Origin of the sequence: Paracoccus lichenicola (genome assembly GCF_009708075.1) — a bacterium.
Lineage (GTDB): Bacteria > Pseudomonadota > Alphaproteobacteria > Rhodobacterales > Rhodobacteraceae > Paracoccus > Paracoccus lichenicola.
On sequence record NZ_WMBT01000005.1, the window covers coordinates 40,728 to 57,533 of the forward strand.

Below are 16,806 nucleotides of genomic sequence, written 5' to 3' on the forward strand. Positions count from 1 at the left end.
ATAAAACGGAATGGTTAAGAAATGGTTTCCGCTTGCGTCAGCCTTGCGCCTTCGCTTTCTGGCCAATGGGCGAAGGGCAGGACCGCGCCGTTCCGGCGGCTGTCGGCCACGCGGGACAGATCGACATCCGCCACGACCCAGCCGGGCCGGTCCATGTCCCCTTCCGCGATGATCCCGGTTTCCGGCCAGAAGCCGTCGGGCGGGCCATAGACCGCCGCCCGGCCCCGGTTTTCATCCAGCGCGGGCATCCAGTCGCAGATCCCCACCGTGGGCGCCTGCACCACGACGCACTGGCTTTCCAGCGCGCGCGCCATGGCGCCGATGCGCACGCGGTTGAAGCCCGCGACCGTGTCGGTGCAGCTTGGCACCAGCAGCAGTTCGGCCCCCGCCTGGGCCAGCACCCGGCCCAGCAGCGGAAATTCGCCGTCATAGCAGATCAGGATCCCGATCCGGCCCAGCGCGGTGTCGAAGACCCGCAGGCCAGGGTTGCCCGTCACGTCCCAATCCTCGCGCTCGAACCGGGTCATGATCTGCTTGTCCTGATGGCCGATGATGCCTTGGGGACCGTAAAGCACCGCGCGGTTGACCGGGCGGGCGCCATCGAAAACCGGGCCGGAGGCGCCGAGGATGTGGCAACCGTATCGCGCCGCCAGCTGCAGGTGCAGCGCCTGGACCTGCGGCCAGTGCCGCGCCACCTCGTGCAGCGACGCTTCCAGATCGCCCGCCGCGTCGCGCCCGCCCAGCGAGGCAAGCTCCATCGCGCCGTATTCGGGGAACACCAGCAGATCGGCGCCTGCGTCAGCAACCCAAGCCGACAGCTTGGCCTCGTACTCGGCGAAGCTGTCGAACCAGTCGATCGGATAGGCGGCAGCGGCGATCTTCACAGGGGGCGCATCCAGAATTGCAGGGGTTTTTCGGTGTCGGACGCCTGGCCCAGATCCTTCCAGGAAAAATGCGCGATGACGCCGGGCAGCGGCGCGTATCCGCGCTTGCGCCAGAAGGCGTCCAGCGGGCGGTAATCGGCGGGCCGCGCCGGATGGTCGGCGGGGCGGATCACGCTGCAAAAGGCGCTGAAGGTCAGCCCCAGGTCGCGGGCATGGGCTTCGCGCGCGTCGAAAAAGGCGTGGCCGATGCCCTGGCCGCGATAGTCGGGCAGCAGAACCGATTCGGCGCAATAGAAGATCCGGTCCAGCGGCTCGGGGCGGTCGGCAAAGGCCGCGGCGAAATCGGCGGCGTGATCGGCCATGGGCGCGCCGGTGGCGGCCCCCACCACCCGCGCCCCGTCCATCGCCGCCACGACCACCGCGCCCGGCGACTGATAGGCGCGCAGGTAATCGCGTTCGTAATCGGCATCCCCGTCGTAAAGATAGGGAAAGTCCCGGAATACGCGGATGCGCAGACGCGCGACATCCTCCAGGACGGCGGCAAGGGCCTCGCCTGTCAGGACGCGCGTCGTGACGGTCATTGGCCGACCTGCCGCATCCAGTCGGCCAGGTTGTAATAGGTCGTCACCCGCGCGATCCTGCCGTCGCGGACTGTGAAGAAGGCGCCCGCGGGCAGGCGATAGGTCTGGCCCCTGGCCTCGGGCAGGCCCTCGTCGGTTTTCAGATAGGTGCCGTTCACCACGAATTCCGCCGCAGCGCGGTCGCCCGCCTCGTTGGCGAAGATCACCATGTCGGTCAGGTTTTCCCGATAGCTTTCCGTCATGTGCGCGTTGAACTGGGCAAACAGCGCCTTGCCGCGCCGGATGCCGCCTTCGTTCACGTGATGCTCGACCTCGTCATGCAGCAGGGCCAGCATGTCGTCGGTGCGGCCCGCGTTGAAGGCGTCGTAATAGGCGGCGATCAGGGATTTCGTGTCCATTTGGCCCTCACATGCGTTTGCCTTGTCTTATCGCGGCACGCGCCCGGCGTCATGTGGTCCGAAGGGACCATTGCCTTGAAATCCCGGGCCAAGCTGTTAGCGATTGAACCCACCCTTGCGCATAAAGGAGTCGCGCCCATGTCTGACCGCAGCAACCTTGGTCCCCGAGAGATCACCTGCTTCAAAGCCTATGACGTGCGCGGGGAACTGGGCAAGAACCTGGACGCCGACGTGGCCTATCGCATCGGCCGCGCCTTCGCGCAGGCGCGCGGGGCCAAGCGCGTGGTGGTGGGGCGCGACAGCCGCGAAACCTCGCCGGAACTGGCCGCCGCGCTGATCGAAGGGCTGACGGATGGCGGCGCCGACGTGCTGGATCTTGGCCTGGCGGGAACCGAGGAGGTGTATTTCCACACGGGCTTTCACGACACCGACGGCGGGATCGAGGTCACGGCGTCGCACAACCCGATCAACTACAACGGCATGAAGATCGTGGGCCGGGGGTCCGCGCCGCTGGATCCGGCGACGGAGCTGCCGCCGATCATCGAACTGGCGACCTCGGGCCGCTTCGCGCCTGCCACCAAGGGCAGCGTGACCGATTTCAGCCACGCCCGCGCCGAATACGCCAAGGCGATGGCGGATTTCGTGGATGTGTCGGCGTTGAAGCCGATGAAGATCCTAGTCAATGCCGGGAATGGCACGGCAGGCCCGACCTTTGACGCCATCGCGGCGGAACTGGAACGCCGCGGCGCACCGCTGACCTTCGTGCGGATGCACCACGATGTGGACAGCAGCTTCCCCAACGGCATCCCGAACCCCCTTCTGGACGAAAACCAGCCCCCTACCGTCGCACGCATGAAGGCGGAAAAGGCCGATCTGGGCGTGGCCTGGGACGGCGATTTCGACCGCTGCTTCTTTTTCGACGAGAACGGCCGCTTCATTCCCGGCGAATACATCGTGGGCCTGCTGGGCGCGGCATTCCTGGAAAAATCCCCGGGCGAGAAGATCGTCCACGACCCCCGCGTCATCATGAACACCCGGGCCATGATCCAGGAGGCTGGCGGCGAGGCGGTGGTCAGCAAGACCGGCCACGCCTTCATCAAGCGCAAGATGCGCGACGTGGGCGCGATCTATGGCGGCGAGATGTCGGCGCATCACTATTTCCGCGACTTCTATTACTGCGACAGCGGCATGATCCCCTGGCTGCTGATGGTGGAACTGCTGTCCAGGAAGGGCAAGACGCTGGCCGAACTGCTGGAGGAACGGATGCGGCTGTATCCGTCCTCGGGCGAGACGAACTATCACATCGCCGACCCCGACGCGGCCATTGCCCGGCTGATCGAGAAGTATGAACCGCAGGCCAACAGCCGCGACGACCTGGACGGCGTGTCGCTGGATTTCGGAAACTGGCGCTTCAACCTGCGCAAGTCGAATACGGAACCCGTTGTGCGGCTGAACCTGGAATCGGACGGGGATGCCGCTTTGGTCAAGGAAAAGCAGGCGGAACTGGCAGCGCTGTTGCAGGGATAAGGTCTGACTGGCGACGGCCATCGCCGTCGCCACGTCGCGACATATCCATGAACACCGCCGGGCCTCAAAGGCCCGGCCAGCGCCCGCGCGCTGGCCTTTCGTGGTCTTTGGCGGGACCGTTTCTTGTGGCACCGTCGCACGGCGGTCGGGGGAAATGCTCGTCGCATTTCCCGATCCCGCCCGGTCAGCGGCATCCAAAAATCTACGGCATCAGGTCGAACCCGAAGGTCACATAATCGCGCAGGTATGCCGCCTGGGCGGCCTCGGCCAGTTTCGGATCGCGCAGCGCGTTCGGCACCGGGACCGCCGCCACCTTGTCCAGCCCGGCATCCTCGATCCCTGCCGCGCGGGCCAGATGGCCCAGATCCTCGGCCAGCCGATCCTCGCGCACCAGCAGGTCGGGCACGGCGAAGCGGGCGAAGCCCGACAGGACCTCGGTCTGGCTGGCCCATATCGGATGGGTGGGCAGCGATGTCTGACCGTTCAGGTTGCGCCGCAAAAAGGCCAGGAACTCGGCAAAGACGGCGATGCGCCGGTCGCCGGTCAGGTCGGCCAGCCCGTCCTCGGGCGGCAGGGCCACGCGGTGCAGCCGGCGCAGCACCTCGCGCTGTTCGGGATTGCCGCGCGCCAGCAGCTGATCGAAGGCATCCCATGCCCGCAGCAGGGGATGGCGCAGCACGGCAAAGCTGCGGTGGCCGGGGCGGGCGCGCTTCCATTGGCGCAGGGTGGATTGGGTCAGGCCGGTTTCCAGCGGGCCAAGTCCGGCAAGCCAGGACCGGATCGCCTGCTCCGGTCCCCCCTTGACCGGCATGAACAGCAGGCCCCGGCCCGCATCCGCCGCGACAAAGCTGGGCACCGCCGGGCCGCGCCGCGGCTCGAACACCGGCACGCGATGCACCAGGAACGGGTCCATGTCTCGCAGATCGTCCTGCATGGTCTCGAAATTCGCGACCTTCTGCGCCAGTTCCTGCGGGTTCTGCGGCACCTGGTCGCGGCCGGGTTCGACCCGCTCCAGATCATGGCGGCCCAGCCAGTGCAGCATCCCGGTCATCACGTCGGCGTCGCGCAGATCGTCATAGTCCAGCCAGAAGGCCGCCTGCCCCATGACCTGCAGCCGGTTGATCAGGCCGCGCCGGAATTCCTCGGCAGCGCCCAGCATCTGCCGGAACTCGGCCCCGTCATAGGTGATGCGGGCGGGGATCGGGGTTTCCGTCTCGTTCAGCTTCCACTGGTTCGTTTCCCAGGCCAGCCGGGTCGAGACATAGCTGTCCAGCGCGTTGCGCGTCAGGATGATCTTGGCGCAGGCCCGGTCCTGGACGATGGGTTCCAGCACGCGGGGATCGTGGTCGTGGAAATAGCGGAAGCCCGGCAGATGGCCCGGCTTGTCGGTCAGTTTCGCCAGCAGCGGCAGGGGATCGGCCTCGCGTTCGGCGCGCGTGATGCCCAGCATCTCGTCCTTGTCGGGCCAGCCCATCATGTAGGGGTTGAACGCCTCGCCAAAGCAGGTGACGCCCTTGACGGCGTTCAGCGTCGCCTCGAGCAGGTTCGACCCGGTGCGCATCTCGGCAAAGATCACGAAGCTGCGGAAGCCTTGCGTCATTCTGCGGCCGCCCTTTCATTGGTCAGACGTTCGATGGGGGGCAGATCCTCGCCCGTCAGGCGCGGGCGCAGGCCGGAATTGCGCAGCCGCCGCAGCATCTGGTCCAGCCCCGTCAGGTCGCGCATCGCGGGCAGCGTGGTCATGGGCGCGGAATGGGGGTCGATCTGCAGCATGAAGTCCTGGAGGATCGGCTTGGGGTTCATCAGGAACTCGCCCAGGTCGTGATGATGCAGCCGGGCGCGCACCCAGACCGAGTTCAGCACGTCCAGATGGTCAAGCTCGATCCGCTGCAACTGCGCGAAGATCCGGCGCACGTCGTCGAAGGGCATCCCGGAATGCAGCAAGGGCAGCTTCCAGGCGCCGGTGACGACCAGCATATGCGCGTTGGGATCGGTCGCCATGAACCAGTTCAGCGCCTGGTTGTCACGCGGGCTGAACTGGAACACCTGCATCCGGTTCGTGATGCGGATCAGGGATGTCAGGAATCCCTGCGGATCGTGGTCGCGCACCTGCGGATTGGACGAGATCGCCCCCGGCCCGGTGCGCGGGCGACCCGCGAACTCGGCCCCTTCCGGTCCCAGAAGATGGCCGTGGACATCGCAGGACAGGTGCTGGCGCAGCCAGTCCTCGAACCCCGGAAAGATGTCGCTCAGGCCCTGGATGACCGCATAGGGGGCCGAGGTCTTGCCGTTTTCCGCGTCCTTGCGGGGAAAGCGGCTTTGCATGTAAAGGCCGGGCCGTCCCAGCACCCGGCGGCGCACGGTCTGGTTGATGATGCGGGAAATCCGCGCGGGCTGCGGCGGATCGACCTGCGCAGGGCCGTCGGCAGCCAGCGGGAAATGCGACAACAGGCGCGAGGCGCCGGGCCAGACCTTGCGGGCCACGAAGCAGCGCGATTCGGCCAGCATCGGGATATGGTCGTCATATAGCAGGTAGGGCCGGCCCGTATGGTCGAACTTGGCCATGGTCAGCGACCAGCTTTCGATGCGGGTCGAATGGCGCCGCACCAGCGTCTGGAAATAGCTTTCGTCGGGGATCCAGGCGTATCGGAAGAAGCGGTCGAATTCGGCCCGGCGCGGATCCTCCAGAATGGCGCGCAGGGTCCGGGCGGTCAGGCACCACCATTGCGACCCCAGATGCGGCGACAGCCCGCCGGGCATCCGCCGCCGGATGCCGCGCCGCCGCTGCCAGGCGACGAAGCGGTCGAACAGCCAGCGGTGCTTCTTCCAGTCGAAGGGAAAGAACAGCGTGAAGCGTTCCTCGTTCAGCCCGCCCACGGTCCAGCCGACATCATGAGTGCTGACGCTTTCGATATGGTCGCGGTCGGGATCGGCCCCCAGATAGGCGACCAGATCCGCGACCGGCCGCAACGGCAGGCAGGACCCCGAGGCCAGGTAGACATGGGTGGTGTCGGGAAACCGCGCCAGCAACTCGGCCGCCGCGTCCTGGGTGGCGCGGACCAGGCTGAAGCGGCCCCAGGAACAGCGGTGGCGCCTGCTGAAGACGATGCGGTCGCAGTCCTTCAGCGCCTCCTGCAGCACCGAGACGCGCGTGGCCGGCACCTTGGCATCGACATGGATCGCCACCCGCGCGCCGCCATCGGTCCAGATGCGCGCCAGCCGCGCCACCATGCCCATGTCCCCATGGCACATCAGCACCACGCCAAGGCGCACGGCACCCGTCATGCCCAGTTTCCCCGAGAGATCAGGCCCAGATCCTCCAGCTGCTGCCAGCCCTCGTATTCGCACGATTCGCTGCACCACAGCTGCACGCCGCGATGCAGGCCCGCGTGATAGGCGCGGTATTCCTGGCTGTTGCCGTAATGCTGGCGGCGGTCCAGTTCCTCGGCCGACTTGGTGGCGAAGGAGGACAGGAACTTGGCGTGCAGAAGACAGCCCGAAACCTGTTCGCCCCCGTCCTCGTCATAGACCAGGTTCAGCCCGCGCGGCAGCAGCATGTGGGTGGAACTGACATAGGCATAGCGCCAGTGCCACTTGACCAGCGGGATCTTGTTCAATGCCGGCCCGGACAGCGGATCCTGGGCAAAGAAGGCCCGCGTCCGGGGTCCGCCCTGGATCCACAGGTTGCCGAAGACGGGGTTCTTCTGGATCGAGTAGTTGGCGGGATCGAACCAGCGGGCGACCCGGAAGGGATCCTCGCCCTCGGCGCAGACCGCCTCCTCGACGGGACCCTTGGGATACATGTCCAGAAGCATGGCGGGAAAGGACCGGCGCCCCGAGGCATCCAGCCAGCTGGTCAGCGCCGCCAGGGGGCGCTGGTCGCAATGGGGATAAACCAGGAATTCGTCGGGATCGACCGTCAGGCACCAGTGGTCCCGGCCATGCCGCAGCAAAAGCCAGTTGATCCAGTCCATGCCGAAGCGTGCGCCCTTGTAGCTGCCGTCGGACCACCACAGCGACACGTCGGGCTGACCGCGCAGGTAATCCGCGCTGCCATCCGTGCTGGCATTGTCCACCATCAGGAAATGCCGCACGCCCAGGGCACGGTAATAGTCCAGGAAATAGGGCAGCCGGATGCGTTCGTCGCGCAGGGTCACGAAGCACAGGATGTCGCCCGGCGCGATCTGCCGGGTGCGGTCGGACAGGGACCGCAGCGCCCGCCTGCGCCGGACCGCCCGGCCGATCAGGCGCTGGCGTTCCACGCGGCGGCGCAGACGTTTCATGATCGGGTGCGTGCCTAGCCCCGGCATTGCCATCCCTGCCTGTCGAAACCACATCCTTCGTCCGTCATGATGTCCGCAATGCTACGCTTGCACGTATTTGGCAAGGGCGTCCGGTGTTCGTCAATCAGCGGTCGCAAGCCAATCCCCCGCCCCCATCAGCCCCAGATCCAGCAACTGCCGCCAGCCGCGATAGCGGACCGAGCCTTCGTGCCACAGGACCGGCGCCCGCGTGATGGCCTGGTGATAGGGGCGATAAGGCTTGGGGTCGATGAAATGCTGGCTGCGGCGCAGTTCCTCGGCCGCGCGGGCGGCGCTGTCGGGCAGGAACTTGCCGTGCAGCAGGACGCCCGACAGGCGCGGATCGCCGGGGCCGTCATATTCGTCGTTCAGGCGGGGCGGCAGCATGGAATGGGTCGAGTTGACATAAACATGGCGCCGGTTCCAGCGCACCAGCGGCAGCTTGTTCAGCGTGGGTCCGCGTTCGGGCGCGTCGGGAAAGAACACCCGCTCGCGCACCCCGCCCCGCAGGATGCGGTTGCGCTTGGGGGGAACAACTTCGCAGCGATAAGGGGCGGCGTCGAACCAGGGCAGTTGTTCGGTCAGCGGGGCCTCTGGTCCGGCCTCGGCCTGGCCCAGGGGGCCGCGCGGATACAGGTCCAGCATCATCGCGCCCATGGCCGGGCGGCCGGCGGCATCCAGATGGGCCACCAGCTGCGGCAGCGCGCGGCAGTCCCAATCGGGATAGATCAGCAATTCGTCCGCATCGACCGTCACGCACCAATGACCGTGGCCGTGGCGCATCAGCAGCGCGCCCAGCCAGTCCATCCCGAAGCGCGAGGCCCGGTATCCCCCCGCCGCCCGCCACAGCGACACGTCCGCCTGGCCGCGCAGGAAGGCGTCGGTGCCGTCCGTGCTGGCATTGTCCACGATCAGGAAGGCGGCAACGCCCAGGCGGCGGTAATGGTCCAGGAACTGCGGCAGGCGCAGCATCTCGTTGCGGACGGTGGCAAAGCACAGGATGTCGCCCGGCCGGATCGCCGCCGTCCGGTCCGCCAGCGGCGTCAGGGCCTGGCCCGCGCGCAGGCTGCGCCACAACAGCTTGCGCCGCTTCCAGCGCTGGCGATAGGCCGACCAGGCCCGCCGCATGGCGCTTGGCCCGTCGCCGCTCACGCCTGATAGGCGCCGTTCTGGTGCCAGCGCCAGGCATCCGCGATCATCTGGGGCATGGTGGAGCGATGCGGCTGCCAGCCGAGTTCCGCCTTGGCCCGCGTGCTGCCGCAGACCAGCTTGACGGCATCGCCGCCCCGGCGCGGGCCATCGACCATCGGCACGGATCGGTTGGTGACATGGCGCGTGGCATCCACCACCTCGCGGACCGAGAAGCCCGATCCCGTGCCCAGGCAGAAGACCCGGCTGCCCTGCCCCGCGCGCAGCCATTCCAGCCCCTTCACATGGGCATCGACCAGATCCATGACATGAACGTAATCGCGGATGCAGGTGCCGTCCGTCGTGGGATAGTCGGTTCCATGCACCGTCAGCGCCGCGCGCTTGCCATCGACCGCGTCCAGGATCAGCGGGATCAGATGCGTCTCGGGGCGGTGGTGTTCGCCCACCTCGCCCTCGGGATCGGCGCCCGCCACGTTGAAATAGCGGAAGATGACCGAGCGCAGCCCGTGCGAGGCGCCGAAATCGGCCAGCATGTCCTCGATCGCGCGCTTGGAGGCGCCATAGGCGTTCAGCGGGGCCTGGGGGGTTTCCTCGTCCAGCACCTCGCCGTCGCGGTCGCCATAGGTCGCGCAGGTCGAACTGAAGACGAAATCCAGACAGCCCGCGTCGATGGCGGCCTCGATCAGGTTCAGCGATCCGCCGACATTGTTGCGCCAGTACTTGCCGGGTTCGGCCATGGCCTCGCCCACCTGGCTCAGGGCGGCGAAATGCAGCACCGCCACCGGACGATGTTCGGCGAATGCCGCATCCAGCGCCGCGCGGTCCATCAGGTCGGCCCCGACGAAGGGGCCGAACTTGACGGCATCGCGCCAGCCCGTGGACAGGTTGTCCAGCGTCACCGGCACATAGCCCGCCGCCGCCAATGCCTTGCAGGCGTGCGAGCCGATATAGCCCGCACCCCCGGTCACCAGAACCGTCTGCGACATGGGCTTATTCGGCCGCCCGGCGCAGCGACATGATGTCGTGCAGGTATTCGGCGAATTCTTCCTTCAGCTCGTCCCGCTCCAGGCCGAAGGCCACGGTCGCCTGCAGGAAACCCGCCTTGGACCCGCAGTCGAACCGCTGGCCGCGGAAGCGCAGGCCGTAAACGCCGCGCCCGGCCTCGATCTCGTCGGCGATGGCGTCGGTCAGCTGGATTTCCCCGCCGGACCCGGCCTTCAGCTTGTTGAGGTTCCGCATGACGGTCGGCGCCAGGATATAGCGCCCGATCACCGCCAGGTTCGACGGCGCGGTGCCCAGCTTGGGCTTTTCGACCATGCCGCGCGCCTTGACGATGGCGCCCATGTCCTCGGCCACGTCCAGGACACCGTAGGATTGCGCCTTTTCGGGCGAGACTTCCATGGTGGCGACCATGCTGCCGCCGGTCTCGCCATAGGCCTCGATCATCTGCTGCAGGCAGGGCGGATCGCCCATGATCACATCGTCGGTCAGCACCACGGCGAAGGGTTCGTCATCGGCCACCAGCCGGCGCGCGCACCAGACCGCGTGGCCCAGGCCAAGCGCCTTGTGCTGGCGGATATAGGCGATGGCGCCCGATTCCATGTTGGTGCTGCGCAGGACTTCCAGAAGATCGGTCTTGCCGGACTTCTTCAGGCTGCTTTCCAGTTCGTGCGCATGGTCGAAATAGTCTTCCAGCGCGCCCTTGCCGCGCGAGGTGACGAAGATGAACTCGGTGATGCCCGCGGCCCGCGCCTCGTCGATGGCGTACTGGATCAGCGGCCGGTCGATCAGCGTCATGATCTCTTTCGGGATGCTTTTCGTGGCTGGAAGAAAGCGCGTGCCCAGACCAGCTACGGGGAAGATGGCCTTGGTTACCTTACGAGTCATGAATTGACACCTTTGTTCGATCCTTGCGGCAGCCGGAGGCTGAACGGAGCATAACGCCAAATCACCTGCAAACGTTTCACTCTGCAAGCCGAATCAGGGGGGCATCGGCAATTTGACGCCCAGCACATCGTGAAAACCGACCCTCATTTCCAGCAGATGAGGCCAAATGGCAAGATGCCTTCAATCCAGGCCCATGTCCTTCATCATCGCTTCCAGGCGCGGGACATCCTCGGGGTTGTTCAGCTCCCAGAACCGGCGGCCGCGCGCTTGGACCTCGACGCACAGGATCCGGCGGCCGCGTTCCAGGAAACGCAGCTGCTCCAGCCCTTCCAGGCGCTCCAGCGGGCCTTCGTCCCAGGTGGCGTATTCCGCCAGCGCCGCAGGCCGATAGGCATAGACGCCGACATGGTGGAAGACCGGGCTTGGATCGTCCGGGCCGAAATCGCCCACCGCAAAGGGAATCACTTCCTTGGAAAAATACAGCCCCTGCCGGTCATGGCCGAAGACCGCCGTGGTCCCGCCGACGCGGCCCGCATGGCGGTCGGCGATGAGATCCGCGCGCATCCGCCCGGTGCAGCGCAGCACCGGGGTCGCCACGTCCGACGCGGGATCGGCGCGCAGGTTCGCGACCAGATCCTCGACGAACCAGGCGGGGGTCAAGGGCGCGTCGCCTTGCAGGTTCACCACGATCTCGGGGGAGATCCCCAGGTTGGCCACCGCCTCGGCGCAGCGTTCGGTGCCGTTGCGGCAGGCGGTAGAGGTCATCACGACCTCGGCCCCGAAGCCTGCCGCATGATCGCGGATGCGGTCGTCGTCGGTGGCCACCACCACCCGGTCCACGCCCGACACCGCCACCGCCGCGTCCCAACTGCGCCGGATCAGGCTGCGCCCCTGGCCGGACGCGCCGCGCAAGTCCACCAGCGGCTTGCCCGGATAGCGGGTCGAGGCATGGCGCGCGGGAATGACGATCAGGACCGACATCAGCCCTTCACCAGCAGGACGCCCGGCGCGAAGGCGATGAAGAAGGGGTTCTCGAAGCCCGGCTTGCCATAGGCCAGGGGCGTGTGGTCGTCAAAGCGCACGACCTCTCCGCCCGCGCCGCGCAGCACCGCGTCGCCCGCCGCCGTGTCCCATTCCATCGTCCGGCCAAGGCGCGGGTACAGATCCGCCTCGCCGGTGGCCACCAGGCAGAACTTCAGCGAGGAACCGGCGCTGGTCATGTCGCGCACGCCGTATCGCGCGATATAGGCGTCGGTCGCCGCGTCCCGGTGCGATTTCGACGCCACGACCATCAACCCCCGGTTGTCGGGGATCGGGTTGACGCCGATGGGCACGGTCTGGCCGGGCGTGTCGCCGAAGGGACCATGCTCCTCGACCGAACGCCCGTCGGCGGTGGTATAGAACAGCCGCCCCTTGGCGGGGGCATAGACGACGCCGCGCAGGGGCACGCCGTCTTCGACATAGGCGATGTTGACGGTGAAATCGCCGCGCCGCTGCACGAATTCCTTGGTGCCGTCCAGCGGATCGACGATCAGGAAGGTCCGTGCCGTCTGCGCGTGGCTGGCGGCCTGTTCCTCGGTGATCAGGGGAATGTCGGGAAAGGCCGCGCGCAGCCCGGCCGAGATCAGGGCATCGGCCGCCTCGTCCGCGGCGGTGACGGGCGATTCGTCGGACTTGGCGCGGACATCAAAATCCTCGGCCTCGTAGATCTCCATGATGCGCGCCCCGGCCTGCAACGCCAGGCGCCGCATTTCGATGGTCAGTTGTTCAAATTGCATCCAGTTTCCTTCCGCGACGGCCGGTTCAGCGCAACCCTGCCGATTGTGACGGGAGCGAAGCTTCCTTATGATCGGGGCTGACGGCTTGGGCAAGCGCCCGCGGGCCGGAAGGCGAAAGGGAAGCGCGGGCGTGTTCAACCAGCGGAAGAACGACACGATCATCAAGGCCGCGGGAACGACGCTTGGCCTGATCTATCACCAGACGGTCTACAACCTGCGCAACGACCATCGCAACGCGATCGTGGGCCTGTTGCTGACCATCCTGCAGTCGCTGATCTTTGTCGCCGCCTTCATGTTGTTCTTCCTGTTCTTCAAGGTGCGCACGTCTCCGATCCGGGGCGACTTCATCCTGTACATGCTGTCGGGCGTCTTCATGTTCATGGCCCATACCCAGGCCTCGGGCGCGGTGGCGGGCAGCCATTCGGTGTCGGGCGGGCTGGTCAAGCACGAACCGCTGAACCCCGCGATCCTGATCGCCTCGGCGGCGCTGGCGGTGCTGTATCGCCAGACGGTCAGCTGCATCGCGATCCTGGGGCTGTATCACGTCGTCATCGCGCCCATCCATTTCGACTTCTGGCCGGGCAGCCTGGCGATGTACCTGCTGGCCTGGTTTTCGGGCGGCTGCACGGGGCTGGTCTTTCTGGGCATCAGGCCCTGGTCGCCGCGCGGATCCAGGCTGGTGACCACGGCCTATCAGCGAATCAACATGTTCGCGTCCGGCAAGATGTTCGTGGCCAACGTGGTGCCCAATGCCATGCTGCCCTGGTTTCTGTGGAACCCGCTGTTTCACGTCATCGACCAGCAGCGGGGGTTCGTGTTCATCAACTACACGCCCCTGAAGACCGATCCGCTTTATGCGCTGTGGTTCTCGCTGGCCGCGATGATGATCGGGCTTCTGATCAACTTCACCACCCGCAAGTACGAATCGCTGAGCTGGAGCGCGGCCGGCTGAAGCCCTGCAAATTGCCCGCATCGGGCGCTTGCGGGGGTTGAAACCATGCCTATATACACCCCGAAGCGTCCGGGCAGCCGGACCTGGAAACGTGTTTTTGGGATCGGGCCTCGGGGGCCGAAACGGACCCGAAGTCCAGTGTAATCGCCGCAAGAAGGAAACAAGCATGTCAAAAGTCATCGGCATCGACCTCGGCACCACGAACAGCTGCGTCGCGATCATGGACGGCAGCCAGCCCAAGGTCATCGAGAACAGCGAAGGCGCCCGCACCACGCCCTCGATCGTGGGCTTCATGGATGGCGAACGCCTTGTCGGCCAGCCGGCCAAGCGCCAGGCGGTCACGAACCCCACCAATACCGTCTTTGCCGTGAAACGCCTGATCGGCCGCCGCATCGGCGACGAGGCCGTCGAAAAGGACCGCAAGCTGGTCCCCTACAACATCGTGGACGGCGGCAACGGCGACGCCTGGGTCGAGGTGAAGGGCGAGAAGTATTCCCCCGCGCAGGTCAGCGCGATGATCCTTCAGAAGATGAAGGAAACCGCCGAATCCTATCTGGGCGAGACGGTGACGCAGGCCGTCATCACGGTTCCCGCCTATTTCAACGACGCCCAGCGTCAGGCGACCAAGGACGCGGGCAAGATCGCGGGCCTGGAAGTCCTGCGCATCATCAACGAACCCACCGCGGCCGCGCTGGCCTACGGCCTGGACAAGAAGGACAGCAAGACCATCGCCGTCTATGACCTCGGCGGCGGCACCTTCGACATCACCATCCTGGAAATCGACGACGGCCTGTTCGAGGTGAAGTCCACGAACGGCGACACGTTCCTGGGCGGCGAAGACTTCGACATGCGGATCGTCAATTACCTGGCGGACGAGTTCAAGAAGGAACACGGGGTCGATCTGACCAAGGACAAGATGGCGCTCCAGCGCCTGAAGGAAGCCGCGGAAAAGGCCAAGATCGAGCTGTCGTCGTCTTCCCAGACCGAGATCAACCAGCCTTTCATCAGCATGGACAAGAACAGCGGCACCCCGCTGCACCTGGTGATCAAGCTGACCCGCGCCAAGCTGGAAAGCCTGGTGGGCGACCTGATCAAGCGCACCATGAAGCCGGTCGCCGACGCGATCAAGGACGCCGGCGTGTCGAAATCCGACATCGACGAGGTGGTCCTGGTCGGCGGCATGACCCGGATGCCCAAGGTGATCGAGGCCGTGACCGAATTCTTCGGCAAGGAACCCCACAAGGGCGTGAACCCCGACGAGGTCGTGGCGCTTGGCGCGGCCATCCAGGCCGGCGTGCTGCAGGGCGATGTCAAGGACGTGGTCCTGCTGGACGTGACGCCCTTGTCGCTGGGGATCGAGACGCTGGGCGGCGTGTTCACGCGGCTCATCGACCGCAACACCACGATCCCGACCAAGAAGTCGCAGATCTTCTCGACCGCCGAGGACAACCAGAACGCCGTGACGATCCGGGTGTTCCAGGGCGAACGGGAAATGGCGGCCGACAACAAGCTGTTGGGCCAGTTCAACCTGGAAGACATCCCGCCCGCGCCGCGCGGGTTGCCGCAGATCGAGGTGACCTTCGACATCGACGCCAACGGCATCGTGTCCGTCAGCGCCAAGGACAAGGGCACCGGCAAGACGCAGAACATCACCATCCAAGCCTCGGGCGGCCTGACCGACGAGGATATCGAGCGGATGGTGAAGGACGCCGAGGCCAATGCCGACGCCGACAAGCAGCGCCGCGAACTGGTCGAATCGCGCAACCAGGCCGAAAGCCTGATCCATTCGACCCGCAAGTCGCTGGAGGAACACGGCGACAAGGTCGATGGATCGACGGTCGAGGCGATCGAGTTGGCCATCGGCGCGCTGGAGGAATCGCTGAAATCCGACGACGCGGGCAAGATCCGTGGCGGCATCCAGAACGTGATGGATGCGTCGATGAAGCTGGGCGAGGCCATCTACAAGTCGTCCCAGGCCACGGCCGAAGGCAGCGACGATGGCGATCAGCCCCGCAACGTCGATGACGACATCGTGGATGCCGATTTCGAGGATCTCGGCGAGAACAAGAAGCGCGGCTGATCCGGGCCGCACCCTTTCGGGCCGGTCCGCGGGATGACGCGGGCCGGCCGTTTCGTTGGGGAACCAGACAGGACGAAAGATGGCCAAGCGTTGCTATTACGAGGTTCTGGGCGTGACGCGCGGGGCATCGGCCGAGGAAATCAAGAAGGCCTATCGCCAGAAGGCGAAGGAACTTCACCCCGACCGCAACAAGGACAACCCCCAGGCCGAAGCCCATTTCAAGGAAGCGAACGAGGCTTACGACTGCCTCAAGGACGACCAGAAGAAGGCGGCCTATGACCGCTTCGGCCACGCGGCCTTCGAGGGCGGCGGTGGCGGGTTCAACGGACGCGGCGCCCATCCGGGCGATTTCGGCACCGCCTTCGCCGACGTGTTCGAGGATCTGTTCGGCGACATGATGGGCCGGCGCGGCGCCGGCGGCGGCCGGTCCCGCGCCCAGCGTGGCCAGGACTTGCGCTACAACCTGCGCGTCACCCTGGAAGAGGCCTATGTCGGCCTGAAGAAATCCATCACCGTTCCCGGATCGGTCGCCTGCGAGGAATGCGAGGGCACCGGGGCCGAGGGCGCGACCCAGCCTTCCGCCTGCCCGACCTGCGCCGGCATGGGCAAGGTCCGCGCCCAGCAGGGCTTCTTCACGGTCGAACGCACCTGCCCCACCTGCGGCGGCCAGGGCCAGATCGTCAAGAACCCCTGCAAGGCCTGCCACGGCGCGGGCCGCATCGAACGCGAACGCACCCTGTCGGTGAACATCCCGGCAGGCGTCGAAACCGGCACCCGCATCCGCCTGGCGGGCGAGGGCGAGGCGGGCTTGCGCGGCGGGCCTGCGGGCGATCTCTATATCTTCATCGAGGTCCAGGACCACGCCATCTTCCTGCGCGACGGCAAGATCCTGGCCTGCCAGGTGCCGGTCAGCATGGCCACCGCCGCCCTTGGGGGCGAGGTCGAGGTGCCGACCATCGACGGCGGCCGGGCGCGCGTCAAGGTTCCGGCGGGCAGCCAGTCCGGCCGCCAGATGCGCCTGCGCGGCAAGGGAATGCCGCCCCTGCGCCACGGTCCCGGTGCCGCGGGCGAGGCGGGCGACATGCTGATCGAGCTGGTTGTCGAAACCCCCGTGAACCTGACCGCCCGCCAGCGGGAACTGCTGCGCGAGTTCGAGTCCGAACAGGCCGACAACAGCCCCCAATCGGACAGCTTCTTCAACAAGGTCAAGGGTTTCTGGGACGGGATGCGGGGCTGACGCCCACGCGTTAACCATTCCTTCACCCTGCG

15 protein-coding genes are annotated in these 16,806 nt (G+C 66.4%); 4 read left to right on the plus strand and 11 right to left on the minus strand.

Going from position 1 to position 16,806, the window contains the following annotated elements; genetic code table 11:
* Positions 1–14: 14 nt before the first annotated feature.
* The 3 genes from GIY56_RS10115 to GIY56_RS10125 are packed head-to-tail and all read right to left on the minus strand — an operon-like array spanning position 15 to position 1,863.
* The gene (locus tag GIY56_RS10115; RefSeq protein ID WP_328288504.1) at positions 15–884 is read right to left on the minus strand and encodes a carbon-nitrogen hydrolase family protein; all 870 of its coding nucleotides are present in this window, start codon (positions 882–884) and stop codon (positions 15–17) included.
* A complete protein-coding gene (locus GIY56_RS10120; RefSeq protein ID WP_154764724.1) occupies positions 881–1,465 on the minus strand; it encodes a GNAT family N-acetyltransferase in 585 nt (194 codons plus the stop codon). The genes GIY56_RS10115 and GIY56_RS10120 overlap by 4 nt, the downstream gene beginning before the upstream one ends.
* On the minus strand, positions 1,462–1,863 hold the full coding sequence (locus GIY56_RS10125) for a ketosteroid isomerase-related protein (protein ID WP_154764725.1): 402 nt from the start codon (positions 1,861–1,863) through the stop codon (positions 1,462–1,464). The genes GIY56_RS10120 and GIY56_RS10125 overlap by 4 nt, the downstream gene beginning before the upstream one ends.
* Before the next feature lie 138 nt (positions 1,864–2,001).
* On the opposite strand from GIY56_RS10125, the gene GIY56_RS10130 reads away from it, so the two are divergent.
* Positions 2,002–3,390, plus strand: coding sequence for a phosphohexomutase domain-containing protein (locus GIY56_RS10130; protein ID WP_154764726.1), 1,389 nt, complete (start codon positions 2,002–2,004; stop codon positions 3,388–3,390).
* A gap of 202 nt (positions 3,391–3,592) precedes the next feature.
* Here GIY56_RS10130 and GIY56_RS10135 read toward each other — a convergent pair whose 3' ends face one another.
* The 8 genes from GIY56_RS10135 to cysQ form a co-directional block, all read right to left on the minus strand.
* The gene (locus GIY56_RS10135) at positions 3,593–4,990 is read right to left on the minus strand and encodes a hypothetical protein (RefSeq protein WP_154764727.1); all 1,398 of its coding nucleotides are present in this window, start codon (positions 4,988–4,990) and stop codon (positions 3,593–3,595) included.
* Positions 4,987–6,675: a DUF5927 domain-containing protein gene (locus GIY56_RS10140; protein ID WP_154764728.1), complete on the minus strand. Its 1,689-nt coding sequence runs from the start codon at positions 6,673–6,675 to the stop codon at positions 4,987–4,989. Before GIY56_RS10140 ends, GIY56_RS10135 begins: the two co-directional genes overlap by 4 nt.
* The gene (locus GIY56_RS10145) at positions 6,672–7,673 is read right to left on the minus strand and encodes a glycosyltransferase family 2 protein (protein ID WP_230312434.1); all 1,002 of its coding nucleotides are present in this window, start codon (positions 7,671–7,673) and stop codon (positions 6,672–6,674) included. The genes GIY56_RS10140 and GIY56_RS10145 overlap by 4 nt, the downstream gene beginning before the upstream one ends.
* 120 nt (positions 7,674–7,793) lie before the next feature.
* Positions 7,794–8,843, minus strand: coding sequence for a glycosyltransferase family 2 protein (locus GIY56_RS10150; RefSeq protein WP_328288505.1), 1,050 nt, complete (start codon positions 8,841–8,843; stop codon positions 7,794–7,796).
* Positions 8,840–9,826 carry a UDP-glucose 4-epimerase GalE gene (gene galE, locus GIY56_RS10155; RefSeq protein WP_154764729.1) on the minus strand — a complete coding sequence of 329 codons (987 nt, stop codon included), beginning with the start codon at positions 9,824–9,826 and terminating at the stop codon, positions 8,840–8,842. The genes GIY56_RS10150 and galE overlap by 4 nt, the downstream gene beginning before the upstream one ends.
* A gap of 4 nt (positions 9,827–9,830) precedes the next feature.
* Entirely contained in the window at positions 9,831–10,727 is an 897-nt protein-coding gene (locus GIY56_RS10160; RefSeq protein WP_154764730.1) for a UTP--glucose-1-phosphate uridylyltransferase, read from the minus strand.
* Between the two features lie 180 nt (positions 10,728–10,907).
* Positions 10,908–11,708: a 3-deoxy-manno-octulosonate cytidylyltransferase gene (locus tag GIY56_RS10165; RefSeq protein WP_154764731.1), complete on the minus strand. Its 801-nt coding sequence runs from the start codon at positions 11,706–11,708 to the stop codon at positions 10,908–10,910.
* A complete protein-coding gene (gene cysQ, locus GIY56_RS10170; protein WP_196053602.1) occupies positions 11,708–12,505 on the minus strand; it encodes a 3'(2'),5'-bisphosphate nucleotidase CysQ in 798 nt (265 codons plus the stop codon). The genes GIY56_RS10165 and cysQ overlap by 1 nt, the downstream gene beginning before the upstream one ends.
* Positions 12,506–12,635: 130 nt before the next feature.
* Between cysQ and GIY56_RS10175 the strand changes: the two genes are divergently transcribed.
* The 3 genes from GIY56_RS10175 (at position 12,636) to dnaJ (ending at position 16,774) form a co-directional block, all read left to right on the plus strand.
* Entirely contained in the window at positions 12,636–13,457 is an 822-nt protein-coding gene (locus tag GIY56_RS10175) for an ABC transporter permease (RefSeq protein WP_328288506.1), read from the plus strand.
* 166 nt (positions 13,458–13,623) lie between these two features.
* Positions 13,624–15,537, plus strand: a complete 1,914-nt coding sequence (gene dnaK / locus GIY56_RS10180; RefSeq protein WP_154764732.1) for a molecular chaperone DnaK — start codon at positions 13,624–13,626, stop codon at positions 15,535–15,537.
* A gap of 79 nt (positions 15,538–15,616) precedes the next feature.
* Positions 15,617–16,774 (plus strand): molecular chaperone DnaJ, encoded by a 1,158-nt coding sequence (dnaJ, locus tag GIY56_RS10185; protein WP_154764733.1) that lies wholly within the window; start codon positions 15,617–15,619, stop codon positions 16,772–16,774.
* Positions 16,775–16,806: the final 32 nt, after the last annotated feature.

Excerpts from the sequence above, each read along its gene's own strand:
- GIY56_RS10120 (WP_154764724.1), bottom strand. The coding sequence starts at position 1,465 with ATGACCGTCACGACGCGCGTCCTGACAGGCGAGGCCCTTGCCGCCGTC.
- GIY56_RS10125 (WP_154764725.1), bottom strand. The coding sequence starts at position 1,863 with ATGGACACGAAATCCCTGATCGCCGCCTATTACGACGCCTTCAACGCG.
- GIY56_RS10130 (WP_154764726.1), top strand. The coding sequence starts at position 2,002 with ATGTCTGACCGCAGCAACCTTGGTCCCCGAGAGATCACCTGCTTCAAA.
- GIY56_RS10135 (WP_154764727.1), bottom strand. The coding sequence starts at position 4,990 with ATGACGCAAGGCTTCCGCAGCTTCGTGATCTTTGCCGAGATGCGCACC.
- GIY56_RS10140 (WP_154764728.1), bottom strand. The coding sequence starts at position 6,675 with ATGACGGGTGCCGTGCGCCTTGGCGTGGTGCTGATGTGCCATGGGGAC.
- GIY56_RS10145 (WP_230312434.1), bottom strand. The coding sequence starts at position 7,673 with ATGAAACGTCTGCGCCGCCGCGTGGAACGCCAGCGCCTGATCGGCCGG.
- galE (WP_154764729.1), bottom strand. The coding sequence starts at position 9,826 with ATGTCGCAGACGGTTCTGGTGACCGGGGGTGCGGGCTATATCGGCTCG.
- GIY56_RS10160 (WP_154764730.1), bottom strand. The coding sequence starts at position 10,727 with ATGACTCGTAAGGTAACCAAGGCCATCTTCCCCGTAGCTGGTCTGGGC.
- GIY56_RS10165 (WP_154764731.1), bottom strand. The coding sequence starts at position 11,708 with ATGTCGGTCCTGATCGTCATTCCCGCGCGCCATGCCTCGACCCGCTAT.
- cysQ (WP_196053602.1), bottom strand. The coding sequence starts at position 12,505 with ATGCAATTTGAACAACTGACCATCGAAATGCGGCGCCTGGCGTTGCAG.
- dnaK (WP_154764732.1), top strand. The coding sequence starts at position 13,624 with ATGTCAAAAGTCATCGGCATCGACCTCGGCACCACGAACAGCTGCGTC.
- dnaJ (WP_154764733.1), top strand. The coding sequence starts at position 15,617 with ATGGCCAAGCGTTGCTATTACGAGGTTCTGGGCGTGACGCGCGGGGCA.